This window comes from Pandoraea pneumonica, from assembly GCF_902459645.1.
Taxonomy (GTDB): Bacteria; Pseudomonadota; Gammaproteobacteria; order Burkholderiales; family Burkholderiaceae; genus Pandoraea; species Pandoraea pneumonica.
Genome location: NZ_CABPSK010000001.1, coordinates 1,692,456 through 1,718,343, shown reverse-complemented (window position 1 = coordinate 1,718,343; position 25,888 = coordinate 1,692,456). Strand labels below are relative to the sequence as shown.

Sequence of the window (25,888 nt, the reverse complement as noted above, 5' to 3'; positions counted from 1 at the left end):
GAAACCGCGTCAGCCTTGCTGGGAACCGCGCACGCGACACCTGTCAAGGCCAATATTTGCCGTCCAGCACGTCGAGGGCAGGGCTGCTTTCGGGTATAATCCGGCTTTCCCGCGAGCAATTACTGCGATGACCAAATTCGTTTTTGTCACGGGCGGCGTGGTTTCCTCTCTTGGTAAGGGAATTGCTGCCGCATCTCTGGCCGCGATTCTCGAATCGCGTGGCCTAAAAGTCACCCTCCTCAAGCTTGACCCCTACATCAACGTCGATCCGGGCACGATGAGCCCGTTTCAACATGGTGAGGTGTTCGTTACCGAGGATGGCGCAGAAACCGACCTCGACCTTGGCCATTACGAGCGCTTCATCAGCGCCAAGATGCGCAAGGCGAACAACTTTACGACCGGCCAGATCTACGAGTCGGTGATCCGTAAAGAACGCCGCGGTGAATACCTCGGCAAGACCGTTCAGGTCATTCCGCACATCACCAACGAGATTCAGGCGTTCGTCGAACGCGGTGCGCGCTCGGCATGGGACGGCCATCCGGACGTCGCCATCGTCGAAATCGGCGGCACGGTCGGTGACATCGAGTCGCTGCCGTTCCTCGAAGCCGCTCGTCAGATGAACCTGCGCCTGGGCCGCAACAGCGTGGCCTTCGTGCACCTGACGCTCGTGCCGTACATCGCGACGGCTGGCGAACTCAAGACGAAACCGACGCAACACAGCGTGCAGAAGCTGCGCGAGATCGGCATTATGCCGAACGTGCTGCTGTGCCGCGCCGACCGTCAGATTCCGGAAGACGAGTGCGCCAAGATTTCGCTGTTCGCGAACATCCCGCAAGACGCCGTGATTTCGGTGTGGGACGTCGACACGATTTACAAGATTCCGCAGATGCTCCATGACCAGGGCATGGACAAGATCATCTGTGACGAACTGAAGATCGAAGCCAAGCCCGCCGACCTGTCCATGTGGACCCATCTGGTGCAGGCCGTCGAGAACCCGAAGCACGAAGTCACCATCGGTATGGTCGGCAAGTACGTCGATCTGACCGAATCGTACAAGTCGCTCATCGAAGCGCTGCGTCACGCCGCGATCCACACGGAAACGCGCGTGAACATCGAGTACATCGACTCCGAGCAGGTCGAGAAGGACGGCACCGATGCCCTCAAGCATCTGGACGCCATTCTCGTGCCGGGCGGTTTCGGCCGTCGCGGTACCGAAGGCAAGATCAAGGCGATTCGCTTCGCTCGCGAAAACCGCGTGCCGTACCTGGGCATCTGCCTGGGCATGCAACTCGCCGTGATCGAATTTGCGCGTGACGTCGCCAAGCTGGGGGGCGCCAACAGCACGGAATTCGATCCGTCGTCGCCGCATCCGGTCGTGGCCCTCATCACCGAGTGGCAAGACCGCGACGGCAAGATCGAGCAGCGCTCGGAAGATTCGGATCTGGGCGGCACGATGCGCCTGGGCTCGCAGCGCGTGCCGGTCAAGCACGAAACGCTGGCGTCGCGCATCTACGGCGAGACGGTCAACGAGCGTCACCGCCACCGCTACGAAGTCAACAATCACTACGTGCCGCAACTCGAAGCTGCCGGTATGGTGATCTCGGCCCGTACGCCGACGGAAAATCTGCCGGAAATGATGGAATTGCCGCAGCAGGTGCACCCGTGGTTCGTGGGCGTGCAGTTCCACCCGGAGTTCACCTCGACGCCGCGTGACGGCCATCCGCTGTTCAAGGCGTATGTCGAGGCGGCACTGGCGGGTCAGCAGTCGCGCAAGAAGGCGGCCTAAGGCTGAACGCTGCGGGCGAGAAACAAGGAGTTCCCATGAAGCTGTGCGGTTTCGAGGTTGGCCTGAACCAGCCCTTTTTCCTGATTGCAGGCACCTGCGTCGTCGAGTCGGAGCAAATGACGATCGACGTCGCCGGTCAGCTCAAGGAAATTACGGGCGCGCTGGGCATCCCGTTCATTTACAAGTCGTCGTTCGACAAGGCGAATCGTAGCTCGGGTAAGTCGTATCGCGGCCCGGGCCGCGAGGCTGGCCTGAAGATCCTCGAAGAAGTGCGCCGCCAGCTTGGCGTGCCGGTGCTCACCGACGTGCACACCGAAGAGGATGTGGCGGTTGCCGCCCCGATCGTCGACGTGTTGCAAACGCCGGCGTTCCTGTGCCGCCAGACCGATTTCATCCGCGCTTGCGCCCAGTCGGGCAAGCCGGTGAACATCAAGAAGGGGCAGTTTCTCGCGCCGCACGACATGATCAACGTCATCGACAAGGCCCGCGACGCCGCTCGCGAAGCCGGTCTGCCCGACGACGTGTTCATGGCTTGCGAACGAGGCGCTTCGTTCGGTTACAACAATCTGGTTTCGGACATGCGCTCGTTGGCGATCATGCGCGAGACCGGCGCGCCGGTCGTGTTCGATGCCACGCACTCGGTGCAATTGCCGGGCGGGCAGGGTACGAGCTCGGGCGGCCAGCGCGAATTCGTGCCGGTGCTCTCGCGCGCGGCCGTGGCCGTAGGGGTCTCGGGTCTGTTCATGGAGACGCACCCGAACCCGGCGACCGCGCTCTCGGACGGCCCCAATGCCGTGCCGCTCGCGCGCATGCGCGAACTGCTCACGACGCTCAAGACGATCGACGCGGCCGTGAAGCAGGGCGAGTTTCTGGAAAACAATTTCAACTGAAATGAGACACACCGTTCTGGGGGCACTATCAGTACGCCCACAGGACGGGTATAGCGGTGCGACGCCTTGGCAGCCTGGCGTCGAGTCGTTAAGCTTGTCGCGCAGCGGGACAATGTGCCCGCCGCGGGGCGAGCCCCAAGGAGATGCCCGCGTGCCGTACGCCGAGCGCACCGTCGACATCGATGTCACCCAACAGGCCGCCGTGCCTCATTTCGAGGCGCCGTTGTTCCCCCGTTTATGGTTTGCCCATCCGGTGCGCGCGTAAGCGCGGCACTGGTGCCCACGTCAGGATTCGGCGCGCTGATTCGCGCCCGGCGTGGGGCTGGCATGACGGGCTGCGGCGCAATGCAGGTTCCTTTTAGCGTTTTTGTCTTTCAGATATTGAGGAATTCATGAGTGCAATCGTAGATATCATCGGGCGCGAAGTGCTGGACTCGCGTGGCAACCCGACGGTCGAGTGCGACGTGCTGCTGGAGTCGGGTGTGATGGGCCGCGCTGCGGTGCCGTCGGGCGCGTCGACCGGCTCGCGCGAAGCCATCGAACTGCGTGACGGCGATAGCAGCCGTTATCTTGGCAAGGGTGTGCAAAAGGCTGTCGAGCACATCAACACCGAGATTTCGGAAGCGATCATGGGCCTGGACGCCGCCGAACAGGCCTTCCTGGACAAGACCCTGATCGAGCTGGACGGCACGGATAACAAGTCGCGCCTCGGCGCGAACGCCATGCTGGCTGTGTCGATGGCCGTGGCGAAGGCCGCTGCCGAAGAAGCCGGTCTGCCGCTGTATCGCTACTTCGGCGGTTCGGGCGCGATGCAAATGCCGGTGCCGATGATGAACATCGTCAACGGTGGCGCGCACGCCAACAACAGCCTGGATATTCAAGAATTCATGGTGATGCCGGTCAGCCAGACCAGCTTCCGTGAAGCGCTGCGTTGCGGCGCCGAAATCTTCCACGCACTCAAGAAGATCATCGCCGAGAAGGGCATGAGCACGGCCGTGGGCGATGAAGGCGGCTTTGCGCCGAACTTCGCGTCGAACGAAGAGTGCCTGAACACGATTCAGCAAGCCGTCGAGAAGGCCGGTTACCGCCTGGGCGACGACGTGGTGCTGGCGCTGGACTGCGCTTCGACCGAGTTCTACAAGAACGGTAAGTACGAACTGGCTGGCGAAGGCCTGTCGCTGACCTCGGAAGAGTTCGCCGACTACCTGGCTGCGCTGTGCGACAAGTTCCCGATCGTGTCGATCGAAGACGGCATGTCGGAAGACGACTGGGCCGGCTGGAAGGTGTTGACCGACAAGCTGGGCAAGAAGGTGCAACTGGTCGGTGACGATCTGTTCGTGACCAACACCAAGATCCTGAAGCAAGGTATCGAGCAAGGCGTGGCCAACTCGATCCTGATCAAGATCAACCAGATCGGTACGCTGACCGAGACGTTTGCCGCCATCGAAATGGCCAAGCGCGCCGGTTACACGGCCGTGGTGTCGCACCGCTCGGGCGAAACGGAAGATTCGACGATTGCCGACATCGCCGTGGGCACGAACGCCGGTCAGATCAAGACCGGTTCGCTCTCGCGTAGCGACCGTATCGCCAAGTACAACCAGCTGCTTCGCATCGAGGAAGATCTCGGCGATATCGCAACGTACCCGGGCAAGGAAACGTTCTACAATCTGCGCTAATCCCGATTCCCGGGAAGTGAGCTTCGAGTTCGCTCGGGGCTCGGTTCCCGGATTTCCTGCCAGGCGAAAGCATGCGAATGGTGACCTTGGTGCTGGTGCTGCTGTTAGCAGTCATTCAGTACCCGCTCTGGTTCGGCCACGGTGGTTGGTTATATGTGCACGAACTGCGCGACCAACTGAGCGCCGAACAGCAGAAGAACGAGCAGTTGAAAGAACGTAACGATCGGCTCGCCGGCGAAGTGCAAGATTTGCAGGAAGGCACGTCGGCGATCGAGGAACGCGCTCGTTTCGAGCTGGGTATGGTCAAGGACGGCGAGGTGTTCGTGCAGTTTGTTGCCCCCGACGGCAGCGGCGGCCCACAAGCCGCTTCGGGTGCTGACGCGCCCCTAGTGTCGTCGAACGAACCCGCGCACAAGACCGTGGGCGATAAGCCGCCAGCGGCTACGCCCCCCTCGCAGGCCAAGGGGAAGAAGGCGCAGCATCACTGAAGCGCCGCAGATCAGCATGAAAAAAGACGCTCCTCGGAGCGTCTTTTTTCTTTGGCGGCGTTCAAAAACCGAACCCTACACCTACCGTCGTACGCGGCCCATACCAGCCCGGGCCATAGCCGCCCGGCCCGTACCAGCCGGGTCCGTACCATCCCGGACCGCCCCAGCCGCTATAGAAATACGCGTTGCTCGCATAGCTGCGCATCGCATTGTCGATCGCGCGTTGAAGCCGTTCGCGCTCGATCTCGCGTTCCTGCTCGTCGTAAATGCGCTTGTTCAGGCGAGTGAGGTCCTGTTGCTGCGCCTCGGACAGTTCAGGCGGACGCGTCTGCGATTCCGGCAAACGGGCAGGCGGCGCGTCGGGCGGTGGCAATTGCCATTGGGCGCAGCCCGCCGTGAGCATCAGCACGCACGCACCTGCCGCGACCGTGATCCGCCGCATCTGCACGAAACCCACCGCGGGAGAGCGTATCGGCATCTCGATCAATGATGCTGCGACGGGGTCGAGTGGGCCGAGTGGTGCTGTTCCGAGAACAGCTGCGCGGCGTCCACCTTGTCGAAGAGATACGTCTGGCGGCAAAACTCGCACGCCACCTCCACATTGGGACGCTCATCGAACACGCTCATCACTTCGGCTTCGCCAAGCGTGCGCAGCATATTGCCGACGCGCTCGCGCGAGCAGGTGCAGCGGAACGCCGTCGCGATCGGATCGAACACGCGCACGTTCTCTTCCCAGAAGAGGCGGTGCAGCATCGTTTCGCGGTCCGTCGACAGCATTTCGTCGCGCTTGAGCGTATTGCCCAGTTGGCAGACGCGGTTCCACGTGTCCTCATCCACTTCGGGCGCTTGTTCTGCACCGACGCCCGCCGTGCCGCCGTGTCCCGGCAGCTTTTGCAGCAGAATGCCGACGGCGTGGTTATCGTCGCTGGCGAGCCACAAGCGCGTATCGAGCTGTTCGGAATGGTGCATGTAATGCTCGAGCACCGAGGCGATGTCGGCCAGCGGGCCATGCTCGTCCGAGAGCGGCACGACGCCCTGATACGGCTGCTGTCCCGGTTGCTTCACACGCGGATCGAGCGTAATGGCAAAGCGGGCCTGCCCATTCACGTTGGCGAGCGCCTTGAGCGAGGCGTCGTCGGGAATGTCGCCACTGTACTTGGCGGTCGCACGCATCGTCAGGTCGGCATTGCATTCGACCACGAGCATGGTGAGCGGACCGTCGCCGTGCAATTGCAGAACGAGCGCGCCATCGAACTTGACGTTCGCGGTCAGCAGGGCGGCCGCAGCCATCATTTCGCCGAGCAAATGGCGAATCGGGGCCGGATAGTTGTGGCGTTCGAGCACCGCACGCCAGGTGGCGTCGAGGCTCACGTATTCGCCGCGCACGGGGGCGGCGTCGAACATGAATTTCTGAAGCTGATCGGACACTGTCGAATTCCTGAAAGATGCGGCAACGCCGGCAAATCGCGCCCGGAGGCGCGTGCTAGGCCGGCGTTTGACGTGGATGCTGCGTTATTTGGGGGCACGCGCCGCATTTTCAACACTTGAGCGCATGGCCAACGCGCCGGGGCCTGCCGGCGCGGGTCACGCTCCCGGTTACCGGCTTAGCCGATGCGTACCAGTTGTTCCTTGAACACTTGCCGGCGCGACGCGTACGTCTGCGCGTTGCGCTTGAGATTGGCCACTTCTTCGTCGGTCAGCTCGCGCACCACCTTGGCGGGGACGCCGAGGATGAGCGAGCGGTCCGGAAATGTCTTGCGCTCGGTTACCAGCGCCCCGGCGCCGACCAGGCTGTCGCGGCCGATGACGGCGCCATTGAGCAGCACGGCCTGAATGCCGATGAGCGAATTTTCGCCGACCGTGCAGCCGTGAAGCATTGCCTGATGGCCGACGCTCACGCCTTCGGCCAGTGTGAGCGGAAAGCCCGGATCGGCATGCAAGACGGCGCCTTCCTGGACATTGGTGCCCACACCCACGCGAATCGGTTCGTTGTCGCCACGAATGGCAACCCCCGGCCAGACGCTGCTGTTCTCGGCAAGCACGACCTCGCCGATGATCGTTGCGGTGTCTGCCACGAAAGCACTCTCGTGGATCTGCGGGGTCTTGTCTCCAAGTTTATAGATCGGCATGGCGGCTTTGGTTCGCGGTTAAAATCGACGAAATTGCTATTGTAACGTCATGCCCGATTTCACTCCTGCGCCCGGCGGTAACGCTGCCGAACGCGCTAATCCCCACCGTTGCGTCGATTCCGCCGCTCTCCCCGAGCCCGATAAGGCTGCGGGCAAAAGCGGCGTTCCCGGCGTCCCCTGTGTGCCCGGCAATGCGGCGTGTGCCCGCGAGCGCGCGCTGGCGCTCTTGCGGCAGTGCGATCCGTTCGTGAAAGCGGCCGGTGTCATCGCGTTGCGCGACGCCGTGCTAAATGGGCGCGCCGCTTGGTATCCAGAGCGGCAATTGACGGCGGCTGGCGCGGCAGGGGAGGCCAGCGCGCCCGGGACGACGGGCGAGGCGCGCGGAACGGACGAGCAGGGTGAGCATGACGAACAGGACGGGCAGGACGAGCCGGGTATTCCGGGCCGTCCGGCCGACCCTCGGCTGGTGTCACCGCGCGAGCTGGAGCATCGCGCGGTGACAACCACGGCGGGCCGCGCAGCGCTGCTTCACGCACTCGCGCATATCGAATTCAATGCCATCAATCTGGCGCTCGACGCCCTTTGGCGGTTCGACGCGCTGCCGCTGGCCTACTACGACGACTGGTTACTGGTGGCGGCCGAGGAGGCTTATCACTTCTCGCTGCTTGCCGAACACCTCACGACGCTGGGCGACGAATACCATTACGGGTGTTTTCCGGCGCATGACGGCCTGTGGGTGATGGCACGCAAGACCTCGGGCGACTGGCTGGCACGCCTTGCACTGGTGCCGCGCACGCTGGAAGCCCGTGGGCTGGATGCGAGCCCGCCCATTCGCGCCAAGCTGGCCAGCGCAGGCGACAAAGCCGGGGCGGCCATCCTCGATATCATCCTGCGCGACGAAATCGGCCACGTGGCCATCGGCAATCGCTGGTACCGCTGGGGCTGCGAGCGTGCCGGGTGTGAACCCGTCGAGACGTACGCCCGGCTGGCCGCGCAATACGGTGCACCGCGCTTGCGCGGGCCGTTCAACATCGAGGCGCGCCGCGCGGCGGGTTTCGACGACGACGAACTGGCGGCGTTGCAAGCCGGTGGGTGACCTGCGGGCGAGGGACGCAGCACGTCACTTTTGACACCGATATACTCGGTCATTCCTAATAGTTTCGATCTTCACTAACTGGCGTTGTCATGACCGATTCGCGATCCGAGTTTCTCACCGTGCGTGGCTTGCGCCATCACGTTCGGCAGTGGGGCACGCCCGGTGCACCGAAGTTGTTTCTGTTACACGGCTGGATGGACGTGTCCGCGTCGTTCCAGTTCATTGCGGAGTCGCTCGCCCAGCGCTGGCATCTGTTGGCACCGGATTGGCGCGGTTTCGGGCTGACGGATTGGCCCGTTGCCGATGGCCGCAGCGGCAGCTACTGGTTTCCCGACTATCTTGCCGATCTTGAGGCGCTGATCGACGTTTATACCGAGCCCGGCGAAGCCATCAATCTGATCGGTCACAGCATGGGCGGCAATGTGGCGTGTCTTTATGCCGGGGTACGACCGGCGCGCGTGCGCAGGCTAGTGAATCTGGAGGGCTTCGGGTTGCCGCCGTCGCAACCGCTTGCGGCCATTCGTCAGTTGGGCCGCTGGCTGGACGATCTGCAAACCCCGCCGACGCTGCGCCCGTATGCCACGCAAGCCGACGTGGCCGAGCGTTTGCGCAAAACGAATCCGCGTTTGGCACCGGCGCGTGCCGAATGGCTGGCGCAGCGTTGGGCGCGTCAGGAGCGCGACGGGCAATGGCATTTGCTGGCCGATGCCGCGCACAAGATCACGAATCCGTATCCGTACCGGCTGGACGAAGCGATGGCGGTGTGGGGCAACGTCAGCGCCCCCGTGCTGCACGTGGAGGCCACCGATTCGGAGGTGCTGCGGCATTTTGTGGGGGCGCAGGGCACGGAGGTTTTCCGCGCGCGATTCGAGGTGTTTCCGAATTTGACCGAGGCTTTCGTGGACGATGCCGGTCACATGCTCCACCACGATCAACCCGAAGTGGTCGCGAAGCTGATCGACGATTTTTGCCGAGAAACGGTGGCGTAGCGGCTTCGTAATTGCTATGTAATGGCCCCGTAGTGCCTTCGTAGTGCCTTCGTAGTGCTTTCGTCGTGATCGCGTGGCGCTGCCGCCTCAAAACCACAGGGCAACTCGCATCGCGTCGACTTGAGCGGTAGAATGAAGGCGTCTTACGACGTCATGCGTTGCCAACCGGTGCGCGTGACGCGTCATCGCCCGGCGGCACATCATGTTCAACGCAGATCTTCATTGTCATTCCAAAGTGTCGGACGGCACGCTTACGCCGTCTGAAGTGGCGCAAGTCGCGGCCGACGCCGGTGTCGACCTGTGGGCGCTCACCGATCACGATGAAATCGGCGGTCAGCGCGAAGCCCGTGCCGCAGCGCAAGCACTCGGCATGCGATACGTCAGCGGCGTGGAAATTTCGATCACGTGGGCGAACCGCACCGTGCATATCGTCGGGTTGAATATCGACCCCGAGAATGCCGAGCTGGTCGCGGGGCTCGCGGCGACACGCGGCGGCCGTGCCGCACGCGCGCAATTGATGAGCGAGCAACTGGCGCAAGCCGGCATTCCCGACGCTTACGAAGGTGCGCTACGCTTCGTCGGCAATCCCGATCTGATTTCGCGCACGCATTTCGCGCGTTATCTGGTGGAAATTGGCAAGTGTGCGTCGGTGTCCGATGTCTTTGCGCGCTATCTTTCCGAGGGGCGCCCGGGCTACGTGCCGCATCGCTGGGCGACGCTGCAAGATTCGGTGAAGTGGATTCGCGGGGCAGGGGGCATTGCGGTGATCGCGCACCCGGGGCGCTACAAATTCACGCCGGTGGAATTCGGTGCCCTGTTCGATCAGTTTCGCGAACTCGGTGGTGAGGGCATTGAAGTGGTGACCGGTAGCCATACGCCGGATCAGTATCGAGAGTATGCCGATGTCGCGCGTCAATACGGCTTTCTGGCCTCGCGCGGCTCGGATTTCCATGGGCCGACCGAGAGCCGCGCGCTACTCGGCAAACTGCCACCGTTGCCCGACGATCTTGTGCCCGTCTGGAGCCGCTGGCAGTAAATTTACGACGCTATGTCGCAATTCTTCCAGATCCATCCGGAAAACCCGCAACCCCGCCTGATCAAACAAGCCGTCCAGATCATCGACAAAGGCGGCATCGTCGCCCTGCCGACCGACTCAAGCTATGCGATCGCCTGTCACATCGACGACAAGCACGCAGTCGATCGCTTGCGCCGCATTCGCGGACTCGACGAAAAGCAGATGCTCTCGCTGCTCGTGCGCGATTTGTCGGAGCTGGCCGAGTTTGCGATGGTCGACAACCGTCAGTACCGGCTCATCAAGGCCACGACGCCCGGTCCCTACGTATTCATTCTCGAAGCGACGAAAGAGGTGCCACGCCGGCTTTCGCATCCTTCGCGCAAGACGATCGGCCTGCGCGTGCCCGACCACGCCATCACGCTCGCATTGCTCGAAGAACTGGGCCAGCCGCTGCTCGCCACGACGCTGATTCTGCCGGATGAAACCGAACCGTTGAACGATCCGGAGGAGATCCGCGAGCGGCTCGAAAAGCAGCTCGATCTCGTGATCGACGGCGGGGCTTGTCCGAAAGAGCCGTCGACGGTGGTGGACCTGACCGTCACGCCGCCCGAGGTCGTGCGACGCGGGCGCGGCCCGCTGGCACCGTTTGGCCTGTCGTGATCGGGCTAGGTGCGACCGCACGCCCGAATTTCCGCTGACGCGGCGCTAGCCCTATGCAATATCCGGTAATACTGGCGCACGAGTCGGCTTGCTACAATAGCCGGCTATGAATGCAGACCTGATCCAGACCGTTGCGGTCTACGCGCTCCCCGTCCTCTTTGCGATTACGTTGCACGAGGCGGCCCACGGCTATGTCGCGAAGTATTTCGGCGACCCCACGGCCTTTCTGATGGGGCGCGTCACGCTCAATCCCATCAAACACATCGACCCGATCGGCACCATTCTCGTGCCGCTCGCGTTGTATTTCATGACGAGCGGGGCGTTTCTGTTCGGTTATGCCAAGCCGGTGCCGGTGGCGTTCAGCAGCTTGCGCAACCCGCGCGTCGATACCATTTGGGTGGCGCTCGCGGGACCGCTGTGCAACTTCGCGCAGGCCATTTTGTGGGCGCTCTTCGGTGTGGGCTTGCAGCTCGCCGGTGTGCACGAGCCGTTCTTCATGATGATGGCGCAGGCCGGTTTGCTGGTGAACCTGGTGATGTGCATGTTCAATCTGTTCCCGATTCCGCCGCTCGACGGTGGACGCGTGCTCGTCTCGTTGCTGCCGGCGCGCGCGGCTTACACGCTGTCGCGTTTGGAGCCCTACGGCTTCTTCATCGTGATGGCGCTCGTCGTGAGTGGCGTGCTGGGCCGTGTGTGGCTTTGGCCGCTGATTCAATGGGGCCGCGACGTCATCGTATGGATGCTCACACCGCTGCTGTCGCTGGTGTCGTAACGACGCGTCGACGGTTGTAAAAATTGCGCAGGTAGTGCCCCGATAGTGCATTCGAGCGCAGCACCGTAGCTACACAGAACCACAAAACAAAACCAGACCCTATGTACCCCGAACGCGTTTTCTCCGGCATGCGACCGACCGGTCGTTTGCACCTCGGCCACTATCACGGTGTGCTCAAGAACTGGATTCAACTCCAGTCGGAGTACCCGTGCTACTTCTGCGTGGTCGATTGGCACGCGCTCACGACGCATTACGAAACGCCCGAGGTCATCGAACAGAACGTGTGGGACGTGCTGATCGATTGGCTCGCCGCCGGTATCGATCCGAATCAGGCAACGCTGTTCATTCAGAGCAAAGTGCCCGAGCACGCCGAACTGGCGTTGCTGATCGGCATGAGCACGCCGCTGGGCTGGCTCGAACGTGTGCCGACGTACAAGGAGCAGATCGAGAAACTGCGCGAGAAGGATCTCTCGACGTACGGTTTTCTCGGCTATCCGGTGCTGATGGCGGCCGACATTTTGCTCTATCGCGCGCTGCACGTGCCGGTGGGTGAAGACCAAGTGCCGCACGTTGAAATGACGCGCGAAATCGCACGGCGCTTCAACTATCTGTATGGCCGAGAAACGGGTTTCGAAGAGAAGGCCCTCTCGGCGGCACGCAAGCTCGGCAGCAAGCGCGCGAAGCTCTATCTCGAATTGCGCACGGCGTATCAGGAGCAGGGCGACGATGAAGCGCTGGAGCAGGCGCGCGCCATGCTCTCGGAATCGCAGTCGTTGTCGATGGGCGATCGTGAGCGTCTCTTCGGCTATCTCGAAGGCGCTCGTAAGCTGATTCTGGTCGAGCCGCAAGCGATGCTGACGCCCGCATCGCGCATGCCGGGACTCGATGGTCAGAAGATGTCGAAGTCGTATAACAACACGATCGGCCTGCGCGAAGATGCCGAGTCGATCACGAAGAAGGTGCGCACCATGCCGACCGATCCGGCGCGTGTGCGGCGCACCGATCCGGGTGATCCGGAGAAGTGCCCGGTGTGGCAACTGCATCAGGTGTACAGCGACGACGATACGCGCGACTGGGTGCAGAAGGGCTGCCGCAGTGCGGGTATCGGCTGCATCGAGTGCAAGCAGCCGGTTATCGACGGCATCCTGCGTGAACAGCAGCCGATGCTCGAGCGCGCACAGAAGTACATGGACGATCCGTCGCTGCTGCGTGCCATTGTGGCCGATGGCTGCGAGAAAGCCCGCAAGTCTGCGCAAGAAATCATGCGCGACGTGCGCGAGGCCATGGGACTGCAATATTCATGACCGCATTGCACGGGACGGGCGCACCGTCGGCTTGGGTGACGCGGTGGGTGCATCTCATTCGCCCCGGCGCGCGTGCGCTGGATCTTGCGTGCGGTTACGGCCGTCATACGCGCTGGCTTGCCGAGCAGGGCACGCAAGTCACAGCCGTCGATCGCGATGCCGAGGCACTTGCCACGTTGGCAAACTTGGCCGGTGTCACGACTTGCGAGGCCGACCTCGAAGGCGCTGCGTGGCCGCTGGCGGACGATGTGCAGTTCGACATCGTGGTCGTCACGAATTATCTGTACCGTCCGTTGCTGGCGCGCATTGCGGCGTGTGTGGCACCGGGCGGGGTGCTGCTTTACGAAACCTTTGCGCAGGGAAACGAAAGGTTCGGGAAGCCGTCCAATCCCTTGTTTTTATTGGCGCCGGGCGAATTGCTCGACGTGGCTCGCACGGCGAATCTGCGCGTGGCGGCCTATGAGGATGTCACGCTCGCAGCACCGCGTGAGGCCTGCGTGCAGCGTTTGTGCGCGACAGGTGCGGCCCCCGGGGAAAACCCCGGGAGTGCCGCGCTGTACGAGGCGACGGCGTAATCCGCTACAATCCACCCTTATCGCTGAATTGTTCGATAAATCATGACTACCCAAACACCGATTCAAGGCAGTATCGTCGCGATCGTCACGCCGATGGCCGAAGACGGCAGCCTTGACCGCGAAGCGCTGCGCAACCTGATTAACTGGCACGTCGATGAAGGCACCGACGGTATCGTCATCGTCGGCACGTCGGGCGAATCGCCGACGGTCACCGTCGAAGAGCATTGCGAACTGATCGAAATCGCCGTGCAGCAAACGGCAGAAGCCGGTCAGTCGCGTGGCCGTAAAGTGCCGGTGATCGCCGGAACGGGCGGCAATTCGACGGCCGAAGCCATCGAGCTGACCAAGCACGCCAAGTCGGTCGGTGCGGATGCCTCGCTGCAAGTCGTGCCGTACTACAACAAGCCGACGCAAGAAGGCCAGTACCAGCATTTCAAAGCCATTGCCGAAGCCGTTGAGCTGCCGGTCATCCTCTATAATGTGCCCGGCCGTACCGTGGCAGACGCTAGCAACGACACGCTGCTGCGTCTGGCGCAAGTGCCTGGCATCGTTGGCGTGAAAGACGCCACGGGCAACCTGGATCGTGGTATCGACCTGATCCGGCGCGCCCCGAAGAGCTTCGCCGTGTATAGCGGCGACGACCTGACGGCCGTAGCGCTCATGCTCATGGGCGGTCAGGGTAATATCTCGGTCACCGCCAACGTGGCACCGCGTGCAATGCACGAGCTGTGCGTCGCTGCGCTGGCCGGCAACGTGGCCAAGGCGCGGGAACTGCAATTCGAACTGTTCGAACTGCACCGCGCAATGTTCGTCGAAGCCAATCCGATCCCCGTGAAATGGGCACTGCAAAAGATGGGTATGATCGCGTCGGGCATTCGCCTGCCGCTCACGCCGCTCGCGCAGGCGTATCAGGAAACGGTGCTGGGTGCCCTGAAGGCGGCAAACATCGCTGTCGTTTAAGTTTTTCGTTGTGGCTCCCGGGATCGATTGCCCACCCCTTTTTTTGCGACTCATGAAACGAATCGTCAGTATTTCCGTAGCTCGTCCCGTGCTGGCATGGGCCGCTATCGCCTCGTTGGCCCTCGTTGCCGGTTGCAGTTCGCTCTCCAGCGCCCTGTCTTCGGATAAGGTGGATTACAAGAGCTCCAAGGTTGGCCCCTCGCTCGACGTTCCGCCGGATCTGACGAATGTTCAGGCTAACGACCGCAAGTACGTGTCGCCGACCGGTACCGCCACGCTGTCGAACTACGAAGTGCAACAGAAGGTCGTCGCGGCCAACCCGAACGCGAACGACACCGTGCTGCCTGACGTGCCGGGCATGAAGGTCGTGCGCGACGGCAACCAGCGCTGGCTCGTGATTCAGAAGGCACCGGCCGATCTGTGGCCGACGCTGCGTGAATTCTGGCAAGAAAACGGCTTCGTGCTGACCATCGATTCGCCGGATACCGGCGTGATGGAAACCGACTGGGCCGAGAACCGCGCCAAGCTCAATCAGGACATCATCCGCGACTTGCTCGGCAAGGTGCTCGACGGCCTGTATTCGACGGGCGAGCGCGATCGTTTCCGTACCCGTGTGGAACGTGACCCGAACGGCGGCACGGACGTGTACATCACGCACCGTCGCATGGTGGAAGTGTTCACGAACTCGCAGAAGGACACGACCAAGTGGGAGCCGGCGCCGAATGATCCGGGTCTCGAGGCAATCTTCCTGACGAAGATGATGCAGCGTTTCGGCGCGCAAACCGAACAGGCGAAGGCGCAAGTCGACAACGCTCAATCGGGTGCGCCGGCGAGCCAAGTTGTGAAGACGGCTGACTCGGCTTACCTCGACATCAACGAGCCGTTCGACCGTGCATGGCGCCGTGTGGGCGTTGCGCTCGACCGCGGTAACTTCACCGTGGACGATCGCGATCGCGCCAAGGGTATGTATTTCGTGAGCTACGTCGATCCGGCGTCGCAAGCGAAGGACAACGGTTTCTTCTACAGCCTGTTCCATGCGAAGGAAGTGCAGGACAGCAAGAAGGCCAAGAAGTACAGCGTGAACGTGCAAGGCCGCGGCGACAGCCAGACCCGCGTGCAGGTGCTCGACGACAAGGGTAACGTCGACAACTCGCAGATCGCGCAGACGATCATCAGCGTGATCGGCAACCAGCTCCGTTAAGGCGGGGCGTGCGTTTCGCCAGTCTGGGCAGCGGCAGCGAAGGTAATGCCCTGCTGGTGGAGGCGTCGGAAGGCGCCTCCACCACACGTATCCTCCTCGATTGCGGATTCTCGATGCGAGAGATCGAGCGGCGCCTGCTGGCACGCTCGGTCGACGTGGCTTCACTCGATGCCATCGTTATCACGCATGAACACGCCGATCACATCGGTAGTGCACTCTCCCTCTCTCGCAAGCATCGCATCCCGCTCATCATGAGCTGGGGCACGGGGCAGGCCGTCAAGGCGCATGCCGCGCGCAAAGGCGATGGTGACGACGCGTTGGCGCTCGTGCGCTGGTGTCGGTCCGATGAGCGCGTCGCTGTGGGCGGTATCGAGCTTGCGCCCTACACGGTGCCGCACGACGCGCGCGAGCCGCTGCAATTCGTGTTCTCGGATGGCGCACGCCGTCTCGGTGTGCTGACGGATGCCGGATGTGCGACGGCGCATTTGATCGCGACGCTCGGCGGTTGCGACGCGCTAGTGCTCGAATGCAATCACGATCGCGAGATGCTAGCGAACAGCAAGTACCCGGCATCGCTCAAGGCGCGTATCGGCGGTACGTATGGGCACTTGGCGAACGATACTGCGGCAGAGATTCTGGCCGCGATCGACCGGGCAAAATTGCAGCGCGTGATTTGCGCTCACCTTAGCGAACAGAACAATACGCCTGAGTTAGCGATGGCGGCGATGTCAGCGGTGATTGGCGCGGCCGCGACCGAGATTCTGGTGGCGACGCAAGCGGGTGGGTTCGACTGGTTGGCGTGTTAATGGCGGGTGCCAATCGCGCCTGTTAGTCGCGTGTGCCGAACGAGTCGGGAAGGGCGATCCAACAAAACATCAAGGCAATAAAAAAGCCGGTCGTAAGACCGGCTTTTTTTCGCTCAACTGCCTTGCGGCAGCGAGAGATTACTTGCTAGCAGCAGCGTCAACAGCCGAAGCAACGGCGTCAGCAGCAGCACCAGCAGCCGAAGCGGCCGTGTCAGCAGCAGCACCAGCAGCCGAAGCAGCCGAGTCAGCAGCAGCGCCAGCAGCCGAAGCGGCGTCCGAAGCAGCCGTAGCAGCCGAAGCAGCGGCGTCAGCAGCCGGAGCAGCGGCTTCTTCCTTCTTGCCGCAGGCGGTCAGGGCCATAGCAGCCAACAACGAAGCGACGAGGAGAGACTTCTTCATGATCACGTCCTTTTATGGTAGAAGACAAGCGAATGAATAATTAGTTACGGTAATACGCTCTTGCCAGCGCAAAGCCGATTGCGAGACATTGGCAATTAAGGATTACCCTGGGTCATGCAAGCTGCTTGGCGAGAAATTATATTGGGTTTTCCCCAACGCGTCACGTCTATCTCGCGCATTTACCCCGCTTTTTTCCTTACAGTGCGCAACTTTCGCACGTTAGTCGTTTCTGGCCCAAGAAGTAACCAGCCCGAGGCGTACCAATCGTACAGAATTTCGGCAATTTCTTGGTCATTTTGCTCGAAATTCGCCCATTCGTTCGCGTCCAATGCGCGGTGATCGGCGAGCTTGCGCAACGTCGATCGCGTACTGACGGGGGCTTCGAGCGGCTCGCCATTGACGTAGTATCGGTTGCGTCGATACAACAATTGCGTCTTCGAAGCGAGCGCAACCCCTCGTTCAGCGGCCGCGCGAGCGAAGCGCGCAGGCAAAAGCGGTGTATCGGGCGCATCGAAAAACACGTGCGATTTCGGTTCGCTGAGCCAACGGCCGAGAAAATCTTCCACTTCTTTTTTGCCCCAGCGCACCTTCTCGAGTTGCGAGACGAGGGTGTCGATCATTGCATCGGGCAGCGCCGCGGGGTGCTTGACAGCAGGTTGGTGCGGATCGGCGTATCGGCCAGCGAAATGGCGCGAAAACGGCAATTCCGGCGCATTTTCCGCCAGGTGATACAGGAAGTTCTGAAGCATCTCCTGTTCGAGCGGCGCGCGAAACCCAATCGAATACGTCATACATTCGCCCTCTGCCACGCCGTCGTGCGCATAGCCGGGCGGCAGGTACAGCATGTCGCCGGGTTCCAGCACCCATTCCTCTTCGGCCTCGAAGTGCTTCAGGATGCGCAACGGCACATCTTCTTGCCACGTGGTGTCACGCTGCGGGCCGATGCGCCAGCGGCGCTTGCCGTGCGCTTGCAGCAGAAACACGTCGTAAGAGTCGAGGTGCGGACCCACGCCACCGCCATCGGTCGCGTAGCTGATCATTACGTCGTCGAGACGAGCGTCGGGAATGAAGCGAAACTGTTGCATGAGCGAATCGACGGCGCCAGCGTGCAGATTCACGCCTTGCACGAGCAACGTCCATTGCTTGCGTGTGAGCGGCGGCAAATCCTCGGTGTCGAACGGGCCGTGATCGAGTTGCCAGCGCTTGCGAGAAACGCTGACCAGTCGCGATTCGACATCGTCCTGTGCAGCGAGCGCGAACAGGTCGTCACGCGAGAGCGGGGCGGTAAAGCCGGGGATGGCCTGTCGGATGAGCAACGGGCGTTTGTGCCAGTAGCGCTTCATGAAAGCGTCTGGCGTGAGGCCGCCGAGCAGTGTCGATGTGGGCTTGGAAGTCGTCATGCGTATGTCGTTGGTGCGTCCGGTCGAGATGCCGTCGGCGCAATATGCGGTGTTCGTGCAGTGCGGGTCAATCGGCAATGCGGCAACGCCGGCGGGGCGCAAACCCCCTGTCGATCGCTTGTCAAATTACCGTCAGGCCGCGCTCACGCGGGTCCGCGTATAATGCGGGCTGTTTTTCGGAGAGTTTGATGAAGATCGAAAAGAATACTGTCGTATCGGTGACGTACTCGTTGTCGGACGCTCAGGGCAACCTGATTGAAGAAAGCGGCGCCGAGCCGATGGTCTACCTGCACGGCGGCTATGATGGCACGTTCCCCAAGATCGAGGAAGCGCTCGATGGTCAGGACGTCGGCTACGCCACGCAACTGCAACTGGAACCTGCCGATGCATTCGGCGACTACGATCCCGAGCTGATCAAGGTCGAAGAGCGTGGCCGTTTCCCGGATCCGCTCGAAGTCGGCATGCAGTTCGAAGGCACGCCTGAAGACGGCGACGAAGAAGGTGACACGTTCATCTACACGGTGACCGACGTGGCCGACGACAAGGTCGTGCTCGACGGCAATCACCCGCTGGCTGGCATGGCATTGCGCTTCGATCTGAAGGTGACCGACGTGCGTGCTGCGACGGAAGAAGAAATCGAGCACCAGCATGCGCACGGCGCAACGGGTCTCGAGATCGTCGACGAAGACGAAGACGACGCCCCCACGCTGCATTAAGCTTGCTGCGTCGCGAATTCCCCGCTAACGGGGACTAGCGACGAAGACGAGCGCGAGTCGCCAGAACGAATTCGCCGGACCGGTGCACTGCTCACGCAGTGCGCCGCGTCCGGCGTTTTTCGTTGCGATTCGTGAAAAGGGATTCGTGTTGCGACAGCGCGCCTTGCCGAGAGGGCTCTGATGTCGCGGCGACATGCGTTGCACGCCCTGTGATTGGGCCGCGTCATCGCGCAGCCGTTGTGCGACTTCCGAAATTCAATCGTCGCGTGCAGGGGCGCGTGCCCCGGACGAAGGCGGTTTGCCGTCGCTGGGAAATAGCGATGGGCCGATGGGCATGACGCCCTGATTGGGGTCTGAGCTATTGATCGCCGCCCCCGACGCCGGGTAGAGCGTGGAGTAGGGCGCACCATACGGGCCCATCCCTTCGCCTCCCACGCCGTTCTCGGGCGCGGGGTTCAGGCCGCGCGGTACCGCCGGGCTGGTGGCTTTCTGTGCGCTTCCGGCGGTGCTATTGGCGGGCAATAGCACGGCTTCAACATTGAAAACCTGCGTTGTGCCCGGTTCGACGCGCACACGCACCCAGCGATTGACCGTCGGCGCGCCATAGGTGCTCACCTGCGTGAACGACTTGACCACGGCCCCGTGCACGTCGCGCAGCGGCTGCGATTGATGCATCGTCTTGCCGCTGTCGATCAGCAGAATCGGCGCCTTGAACCGGCTGGCGAGTTTCTGCAACTGCACGCGGAAGTCTTTATACCCGTCGACCCCGCGCCGCTCGCCTCGCTCCGAGAACATCCCCCGTAAGCCGCCGCTGCGTGCCGGTTCAAATTCCGGGTCGGCCTGCGCGACGATCACCATGCCGATCGCGTCCTTCTGCTGCGCATAGACAAGCGCGTGTTGCAGCCAGACACGCGTCGCAATCACTCGGTCTTCGAACTCGCCATTGCGCCCGCCCGCCGAGCGGTAATTGTTGTTGTTACCCGGCAGATTCAGCCCCACGAATACGACGCCGCGATAGAACCATCGCACGTTCTCGTGATACTGCCGAAAACGTGCCATATCGCTTTGGCGCGTGAGATCGAATTGCGCATGGCCGATCGGCCCCGGCCCCAGGACATCATCGTTGCCGAAGGCGCGGTCGCGCAGAAAGTCGAGTCGCTCGATCGGGTTGTAGCCGCCGTCGGTGGCTCGTTGGCAGTCGGCCCAGTCGTTTGCCCCGGGCACGTAGATGAGCGGTTTGGGTGAGCTACTAAGCAGGCCGATCCGCTCCGTGATGAGGTCGTCGCGGCAGGATTCGGTCGGCCCCTTGAAGTTGCCTGCATGCACGACGAATGCCGCCGCGCCGTCACCGATGCTGGCCAGCACGCTGCGCAACACCGGCACTTCCGTATTGCCGTACGGGGTGTTGCCCAGCACGGCAAACTCGAACGACGGCAACTTGACCGCCGCCTTCTGTGTAGGCTTTGCCGCCGCACGAGAGCGGTTGCTCTGTGCCGCCGTTTGCGTGACCGCGTTCGCGGACGTTGCCGCGGTGGTTGGCGCAGGCCCCGTCACAAGCGCGAGCGCTGCGAGCGCAACGCAAACTCGCCAGGTGCTGGCGAAGCTTGCGATGCGATGCGTGCGCAGGTGGCGGCGGCTTTGCATGGTGGCGCGTTATCGGTCTCGGTTGGCGTGTCAGGCGGCTTATTGGTCGCGTATCGGTTCGCTTCTCAGTCGGCTTGTCAGTTCGGCGTGCGCCCGGCCAGCAGGCCGCGCAGTTCGTACAACAGATCGAGCGCTTCACGCGGGCGCAGATCGTCTGGGTCGACATCCGCCAGTCGAGCAAGCGCGGCTTCGGCGGCCGGATCGAGTGCGGGCGCGGCAGCGTGCTGTGCCCCGGGGCGTGCGTGCGCGTCGCTCGCATCGGCATCGTCGAGCGCACCGTCCAGATCGTTCTCCACCACCGCGCGCGGTGCGAACAAGTCGAGTTGCGGTGCGGCGGGATCGAGCGCCTGCTGTTCAAGCAATGCCAGATGCTTGCGTGCCGCGCGAATCACCGGCATGGGCACCCCGGCGAGTTGCGCGACCTGAAGCCCGTAGCTCTGGCTGGCGGGGCCGTCTTGCACCGCGTGCAAGAACACGATGCCTTCGCCATGTTCGACCGCCGACAGATGGACGTTCGCGCATTGCGGAAACTCGTCGGGCAACTGCGTCAACTCGAAGTAGTGCGTGGCGAACAGCGTGTACGACCGATTGTGGCCGAGCAGGTGACGCGCGATGGCCCACGCAAGCGCAAGACCGTCGAACGTCGACGTGCCGCGCCCGATTTCGTCCATCAGCACGAGACTCTGATCCGTTGCCGTGTGCAAGATCGCAGCCGATTCGGTCATTTCCACCATGAAGGTCGAGCGCCCGCCCGCCAGATCGTCCGACGCCCCGATACGCGTGAAGATCGCATCGAGCGGCCCAAGTCGCACGGCTTCCGCCGGGACATAGCAGCCCACGTACGCGAGCAGTGCAATCAATGCCGTCTGACGCATGAACGTCGACTTACCGCCCATGTTCGGGCCGGTGATCAGCAGCAGGCGGCGTGCGTCCCCGAGCGAGCAATCGTTCGCGATGAAGCGCTCGACCTGTTGCTCGACGACCGGGTGGCGGCCGCCACGAATGTCGACTACGCGCTCGGCAATCAATTCAGGCTTGACCCAGCCCAGCGTTTCGGCGCGCTCGGCGAGTGACGCGAGCACATCGAGTTGCGCCAGCGCTTGAGCAATCCGCTTGAACTCGGCGATGTGCGGCAAGAGTTGCTGCAACAGCGCTTCGTAAAGGAATTTCTCGCGCGCGAGTGAGCGCTCTTGCGCCGACAGCGCCTTGTCTTCGAAGGTCTTGAGTTCCGGTGTGATATAGCGCTCGGCATTCTTGAGCGTCTGACGGCGACGGTAGTCGTCGGGCACTTTGTCGGTCTGGCCGCGCGTGACTTCGATATAGAAGCCATGCACTTTGTTGAATTCGACACGCAGGTTGTTGATGCCGGTGCGGGCACGCTCACGCGCTTCGAGATCCACCAGAAACTGGCCGCAGTTCTCCGAGATGTCGCGCAGTTCGTCGAGATCGGCATCGTGGCCGCGTGCGATGACGCCGCCGTCGCGCAACATGGCGGCCGGCTCTTCCGCGATGGCGCTCGTGAGCAGCGCTAGCGATGCGTCGGGAATGGCCAGGTCTTCATGCAGCATGGCAAGCAGCGGGGAGCGCTCTTCGACCGCGCGCAGCGTGACATGCAACTCGGGCAGGCGGCGCAGCGCGTCGCGCAGGCTCGACAGGTCGCGCGGGCGTGCCGTAAGCAGGGCGAGTCGCGCCGTAATGCGTTCAACGTCGGCCACGTGACGCAGTTCGCCGGAGAGCGCCCGCCACGCGCCCGGGCCTTCGAGCAGCGTCGCAATGGCTTGCTGTCGCGCTTGCGGCACTTGCTGATCGCGCATCGGATGGTGCAGCCAGTGACGCATGAGGCGGCTGCCCATCGTGGTGCCGCAGGTGTCGAGTAGCGAAAGCAGCGTGGGCGATTCAGTGCCGCGCAGCGTCTCGGTCAGTTCGAGATTGCGGCGCGTGGCGGCGTCGAGGCCAATATAGGCGGCTTCTCGCTCTACGTTCAGATTTTGCACATGGCGCAGCGACTGACCCTGCGTCGCTGCGGCGTATTGCAGCAACGCACCGGCCGCACCGAGGGCCGGATTCAGCCCATCGCAGCCAAAGGCCGTCAGGCTGGCCACGCCCAGTTGATCGCGCAGCCGTTGCGTACCGGCCGCCGTGTCGAAGTGCCAGTCGGGCACGCGGGTGGTGGTGCCGAGCGAGAGGCCCGCAAAGGTCTCGGCGGCGCTGTCGGGGACGAGCGTCTCCGCCGGGCGGATGCGTTCGAGCTCGCGGGCGAGTTTGTCGGCAGCCACTTCCATCAGACGCAACTCGCCGCTGGCGAGCGAAAGCCATGCCAACCCGGCCACGCGCTCGCTCGCACGCCGCGCATTGGCGGGGGCGGGCATTTGCACGGCTAGCAGGTATTGATCGAGTTTGTCGCTCAGCAGGGCGGCATCGGTGAGGGTGCCGGGGGTGACGATGCGCACGACCTTGCGCTCGACCGGGCCCTTGGACGTTGCCGGGTCACCGATCTGTTCGCAAATAGCAACCGATTCGCCGAGCTTGACCAGTTTGCCGAGGTACTGCTCCACGGCGTGATGCGGCACGCCGGCCATGCGGATCGGCTGTCCGCCCGACTGGCCGCGTGCGGTCAGCGTCAGGTCGAGCAAGCGCGCCGCCTTGACCGCATCGTCGTGAAATAGCTCGTAGAAATCGCCCATGCGATAGAAGACGAGCATGTTCGGATGATCGGCCTTGATGCGGCTGTACTGCTGCATCATCGGCGTCATCGCTGGCGTGGGGGCAGCAGCAGGGGCAGGGGTAGCGTGAACTTGGGTGCTCGTCATGAAAGAAAAATCGGGTCGAAGCGACTGAATTCGGGGTGAGGCTAGGGCGACGTGCCAACGCGAAGCACATCGCACGGCGCACCAATCTGGCGCGTTGGATGCGCAATTTTACGACGGGTTCGCGCTCGCCCGTGACGATCGGTCTCGCAATGTCTTCTTTGGGCGTCGATGAGACTGTTACACGAAGGCAACGAATTTCTCTCAAGTTTCCCAAAACCGTGCCGTTTCGGGTGGTAAGCTCTCGCAAAAAATAACCAGAAGCAAGACAAGCTACTCTCGCACGGGTCGGTATGGTGAAGACGTTGAAGGGACGGGTTGCGGCCACGACGGCGCTCGTCTCGATGATATTGATCGTCGGCGTTGCCGTCGGCATTGAATTTTTCGTCTACGGAGAGTTGCGAAGCTCGTTGCAGGCCCAGCTCGACAATCAGGTCAAGCTCGTGGCCGATCAGCTCGACGACAAGGTGCGCGCGAAGTATCTCGCGTTGCACCGCATTTCACGGCACCTCGGCAATCCGTACGCCATGACGGCGGCGGAGCTCGACGCGTTCGCCAATGCCTCGGTGTCGATGCCCGAGACGTTCAATACCTTGTTCGTTGCGGCACCTGACGGCCGGGTGATCTACGACTCGACGTTTCCCGCCACCCCGATCAATATCGCGGACCGCGACTATTTCAAGGCGCTGCTTGGCGGGGCGCCGCAGGCGATCTCCGGTTTGATCGCCGGGAAGATCACGCGCTCGCCGGGCGTGGTGCTCGCCGTGCCCGTGCGCGACGCCGAAGGGCGGCTCACCGCGGTGGTCGGCGGCGCCATCAATCTGTTGCGACAGAATTTCATTGTCGATCTGGCGAGTAACGCGGTGGGCGACACGGGCCGCTACTGCCTGATTACGAACGAAACGCCAGCCCGGTACGTCATTCAGGCCGACGTCACCAAGATTCTCAGCGCGGTTGGCCCGACGCAGACGCTTTGCGGCGTGCGCGATGCGGGGGCCAACGAGCTCGTGCATATGCATCCGCTCGTGGCGCGCACGGCGATGGCCACGACCGGGTGGTCGCTCGTCGCCGTGTTGCCTGGCGCCGAAGCCTTCGACCCGCTCGCGCGCGTGCGCCGACGCGTGGTGATGCTGGCCATTGCCGCCATTGCCATCGCGGCGCTGGTCATGTGGTGGGTGGCGCGCTGGATGCTGCGCCCGGTTGATACCTTGCGCGAATTGGTGGAGCGCAGCGCGAGCGATTTGCGGGCCATTCAATCGTTGCCAGTGCAGCGTGCCGACGAAATCGGGGCGCTGGCGAACGCGTTTCGCGAAATGATGGAGCGGCTGGGCGATCGCACCGACGCGTTGGAGTCGTCGCGTGAGGCGGCCCGTGCCAACGTGCGCCGCATGCAGGAAATCGCGGATCGGGTGCCGTTTTTGGTGGCGTTTCTCGATGGCGAGGAACGGTTCGCATTTGTGAACCGCGCTTGCGAAGTTCGGTTGCGCCGCTCGCGCGAACACATTCTCGGCTCGACGGCGCAAGAGTTGCTCGGCGCATTGCTCTATCGCGAGTTCGCGCCGTATCTGGCGCGCGCCTATGCCGGGGAAGCGGCCACGTTCGTCTGGGATTTCGGTGAGAACAGCGAGTACCGCTGCTTCGAGGTGAGCTATCAGCCTGAGTGGACCGCGAACGATGTGCTCGTGGGCGTGCACGTTTTCGTGCGTGACATCACCATCGAGCGCTCGAACGAGCGGCGCTGGCGGCGCGAGTCGCATACCGATCACTTGACCGGGCTGCTCAATCGCAAGGGCTTCGATCAGGCGTTGGCAGCGGCTGTGCGCCGGGCGCGCGAGGGGGCAGGGGCGCAAGCGTTACTGTTCGTCGATCTCGACCGGTTCAAACTCGTCAACGATACGTGGGGGCACGCGCTGGGTGACGAGCTGTTGAAACGGTTGGCCAAGCGGTTGGTCGCCTGCGTGCGCGAGAGCGACGACATCGCCCGTTTCGGTGGCGACGAATTTGCCGTCATCATGCGCGACATCCACGATGTTCAAGATGTCGAGCGCGCCGCGAAGGCCGTGCTCGAAGTGGCTTCACGTCCGATGGCGCTCTCCGTGGGCGATGTGGGAGTGGGCGCTTGCATTGGCGTGGCGATGGTGGCTTGCGGCGAGGACAAGACACCGGACATGCTCTTTCAAGAAGCCGACCGGGCGCTCTATGAAGCCAAGCACGGCGGCCGCGGACGCTTCATGTTCAGTGATGGTGCATCGGTCCGTTCGCTCTGAGATCTTGGTAAGTCAGCGCTCACCGGGGAGGTGAGTCGCCGCGCGAGTCGTCTCTGTCATCCCTTTGTCTTGTGGCGCGACACGTTAGTCGCGGCCAATCGATATCGCCGTTGCGATCAGCTTCGCTGTAGTTACGAACATAAATTGTCTGACGCACAATGAGCGACGCCATCCGTTTGTAGCGGACTGCGACAGACGGGTCCGGGCGTGGGGAAGTGATCGACCAGGAGGCAAGCATGAAACTCGAGGGCGGACGAAGCCGGGTAGTCACGCGGGCGGCTTCTGACGCAGGGTGGCGCGAAACGGGG

23 protein-coding genes are annotated in these 25,888 nt (G+C 62.6%); 16 read left to right on the top strand and 7 right to left on the bottom strand.

Annotated elements, in window-relative coordinates:
- The first annotated feature begins 127 nt into the window (after positions 1–127).
- The 4 genes from PPN31114_RS07495 (at position 128) to ftsB (ending at position 4,840) form a co-directional block, all read left to right on the top strand.
- On the top strand, positions 128–1,786 hold the full coding sequence (locus PPN31114_RS07495; protein ID WP_150678773.1) for a CTP synthase: 1,659 nt from the start codon (positions 128–130) through the stop codon (positions 1,784–1,786).
- 35 nt (positions 1,787–1,821) lie between these two features.
- Positions 1,822–2,676 (top strand): 3-deoxy-8-phosphooctulonate synthase, encoded by an 855-nt coding sequence (kdsA, locus tag PPN31114_RS07490; protein WP_150678772.1) that lies wholly within the window; start codon positions 1,822–1,824, stop codon positions 2,674–2,676.
- Positions 2,677–3,068: 392 nt separating this feature from the next.
- On the top strand, positions 3,069–4,352 hold the full coding sequence (gene eno, locus PPN31114_RS07485; RefSeq protein WP_150678771.1) for a phosphopyruvate hydratase: 1,284 nt from the start codon (positions 3,069–3,071) through the stop codon (positions 4,350–4,352).
- A gap of 71 nt (positions 4,353–4,423) precedes the next feature.
- Positions 4,424–4,840, top strand: coding sequence for a cell division protein FtsB (gene ftsB, locus PPN31114_RS07480; protein ID WP_370865841.1), 417 nt, complete (start codon positions 4,424–4,426; stop codon positions 4,838–4,840).
- 61 nt (positions 4,841–4,901) lie between these two features.
- Here the strand turns inward: ftsB and PPN31114_RS07475 are convergent, their stop codons facing one another.
- From PPN31114_RS07475 to PPN31114_RS07465, 3 genes are all read right to left on the bottom strand, one after another.
- Entirely contained in the window at positions 4,902–5,318 is a 417-nt protein-coding gene (locus PPN31114_RS07475) for a hypothetical protein (RefSeq protein ID WP_150678770.1), read from the bottom strand.
- 5 nt (positions 5,319–5,323) lie between these two features.
- The gene (hslO, locus tag PPN31114_RS07470; protein WP_150678769.1) at positions 5,324–6,268 is read right to left on the bottom strand and encodes an Hsp33 family molecular chaperone HslO; all 945 of its coding nucleotides are present in this window, start codon (positions 6,266–6,268) and stop codon (positions 5,324–5,326) included.
- 176 nt (positions 6,269–6,444) lie between these two features.
- Positions 6,445–6,969, bottom strand: coding sequence for a gamma carbonic anhydrase family protein (locus PPN31114_RS07465; protein ID WP_150678768.1), 525 nt, complete (start codon positions 6,967–6,969; stop codon positions 6,445–6,447).
- A gap of 49 nt (positions 6,970–7,018) precedes the next feature.
- Here PPN31114_RS07465 and PPN31114_RS07460 point away from each other — a divergent pair, with 49 nt between their 5' ends.
- The 10 genes from PPN31114_RS07460 (at position 7,019) to PPN31114_RS07415 (ending at position 16,347) form a co-directional block, all read left to right on the top strand.
- Complete coding sequence (locus PPN31114_RS07460; RefSeq protein ID WP_150678767.1) at positions 7,019–8,065, top strand: ferritin-like domain-containing protein; 1,047 nt, start codon at positions 7,019–7,021, stop codon at positions 8,063–8,065.
- Between the two features lie 89 nt (positions 8,066–8,154).
- A complete protein-coding gene (locus tag PPN31114_RS07455; RefSeq protein WP_150678766.1) occupies positions 8,155–9,054 on the top strand; it encodes an alpha/beta fold hydrolase in 900 nt (299 codons plus the stop codon).
- A 202-nt stretch (positions 9,055–9,256) separates the two neighbouring features.
- Positions 9,257–10,090 carry a 3',5'-nucleoside bisphosphate phosphatase gene (locus PPN31114_RS07450; protein ID WP_150678765.1) on the top strand — a complete coding sequence of 278 codons (834 nt, stop codon included), beginning with the start codon at positions 9,257–9,259 and terminating at the stop codon, positions 10,088–10,090.
- A 12-nt stretch (positions 10,091–10,102) separates the two neighbouring features.
- Positions 10,103–10,729: an L-threonylcarbamoyladenylate synthase gene (locus PPN31114_RS07445; protein WP_150678764.1), complete on the top strand. Its 627-nt coding sequence runs from the start codon at positions 10,103–10,105 to the stop codon at positions 10,727–10,729.
- Between the two features lie 106 nt (positions 10,730–10,835).
- Entirely contained in the window at positions 10,836–11,501 is a 666-nt protein-coding gene (locus PPN31114_RS07440) for a site-2 protease family protein (RefSeq protein ID WP_150678763.1), read from the top strand.
- Between the two features lie 101 nt (positions 11,502–11,602).
- Positions 11,603–12,805: a tryptophan--tRNA ligase gene (locus tag PPN31114_RS07435; RefSeq protein WP_150678762.1), complete on the top strand. Its 1,203-nt coding sequence runs from the start codon at positions 11,603–11,605 to the stop codon at positions 12,803–12,805.
- On the top strand, positions 12,802–13,380 hold the full coding sequence (locus PPN31114_RS07430; RefSeq protein WP_150678761.1) for a class I SAM-dependent methyltransferase: 579 nt from the start codon (positions 12,802–12,804) through the stop codon (positions 13,378–13,380). The genes PPN31114_RS07435 and PPN31114_RS07430 overlap by 4 nt, the downstream gene beginning before the upstream one ends.
- A 42-nt stretch (positions 13,381–13,422) precedes the next feature.
- Complete coding sequence (dapA, locus tag PPN31114_RS07425) at positions 13,423–14,340, top strand: 4-hydroxy-tetrahydrodipicolinate synthase (protein ID WP_150678760.1); 918 nt, start codon at positions 13,423–13,425, stop codon at positions 14,338–14,340.
- A gap of 52 nt (positions 14,341–14,392) precedes the next feature.
- Entirely contained in the window at positions 14,393–15,541 is a 1,149-nt protein-coding gene (bamC, locus tag PPN31114_RS07420; protein ID WP_150678759.1) for an outer membrane protein assembly factor BamC, read from the top strand.
- Between the two features lie 8 nt (positions 15,542–15,549).
- Positions 15,550–16,347 carry an MBL fold metallo-hydrolase gene (locus PPN31114_RS07415; protein ID WP_150678758.1) on the top strand — a complete coding sequence of 266 codons (798 nt, stop codon included), beginning with the start codon at positions 15,550–15,552 and terminating at the stop codon, positions 16,345–16,347.
- Between the two features lie 138 nt (positions 16,348–16,485).
- Here the strand turns inward: PPN31114_RS07415 and PPN31114_RS26155 are convergent, their stop codons facing one another.
- Together PPN31114_RS26155 and PPN31114_RS07405 are read right to left on the bottom strand one after the other, a co-directional pair.
- Entirely contained in the window at positions 16,486–16,746 is a 261-nt protein-coding gene (locus PPN31114_RS26155) for a hypothetical protein (protein ID WP_080759361.1), read from the bottom strand.
- A gap of 179 nt (positions 16,747–16,925) precedes the next feature.
- Entirely contained in the window at positions 16,926–18,146 is a 1,221-nt protein-coding gene (locus tag PPN31114_RS07405; protein WP_150678757.1) for a ribosomal protein uL16 3-hydroxylase, read from the bottom strand.
- 188 nt (positions 18,147–18,334) lie between these two features.
- On the opposite strand from PPN31114_RS07405, the gene PPN31114_RS07400 reads away from it, so the two are divergent.
- Positions 18,335–18,862 carry an FKBP-type peptidyl-prolyl cis-trans isomerase gene (locus tag PPN31114_RS07400; protein ID WP_150678756.1) on the top strand — a complete coding sequence of 176 codons (528 nt, stop codon included), beginning with the start codon at positions 18,335–18,337 and terminating at the stop codon, positions 18,860–18,862.
- 255 nt (positions 18,863–19,117) lie between these two features.
- Here PPN31114_RS07400 and PPN31114_RS07395 read toward each other — a convergent pair whose 3' ends face one another.
- Entirely contained in the window at positions 19,118–20,506 is a 1,389-nt protein-coding gene (locus tag PPN31114_RS07395; RefSeq protein ID WP_150678755.1) for a hypothetical protein, read from the bottom strand.
- A 77-nt stretch (positions 20,507–20,583) separates the two neighbouring features.
- Positions 20,584–23,316, bottom strand: a complete 2,733-nt coding sequence (gene mutS, locus PPN31114_RS07390; RefSeq protein WP_246182427.1) for a DNA mismatch repair protein MutS — start codon at positions 23,314–23,316, stop codon at positions 20,584–20,586.
- A 290-nt stretch (positions 23,317–23,606) separates the two neighbouring features.
- Between mutS and PPN31114_RS07385 the strand changes: the two genes are divergently transcribed.
- Complete coding sequence (locus tag PPN31114_RS07385) at positions 23,607–25,580, top strand: sensor domain-containing diguanylate cyclase (protein WP_150678754.1); 1,974 nt, start codon at positions 23,607–23,609, stop codon at positions 25,578–25,580.
- The last annotated feature ends 308 nt before the right edge of the window (positions 25,581–25,888 follow it).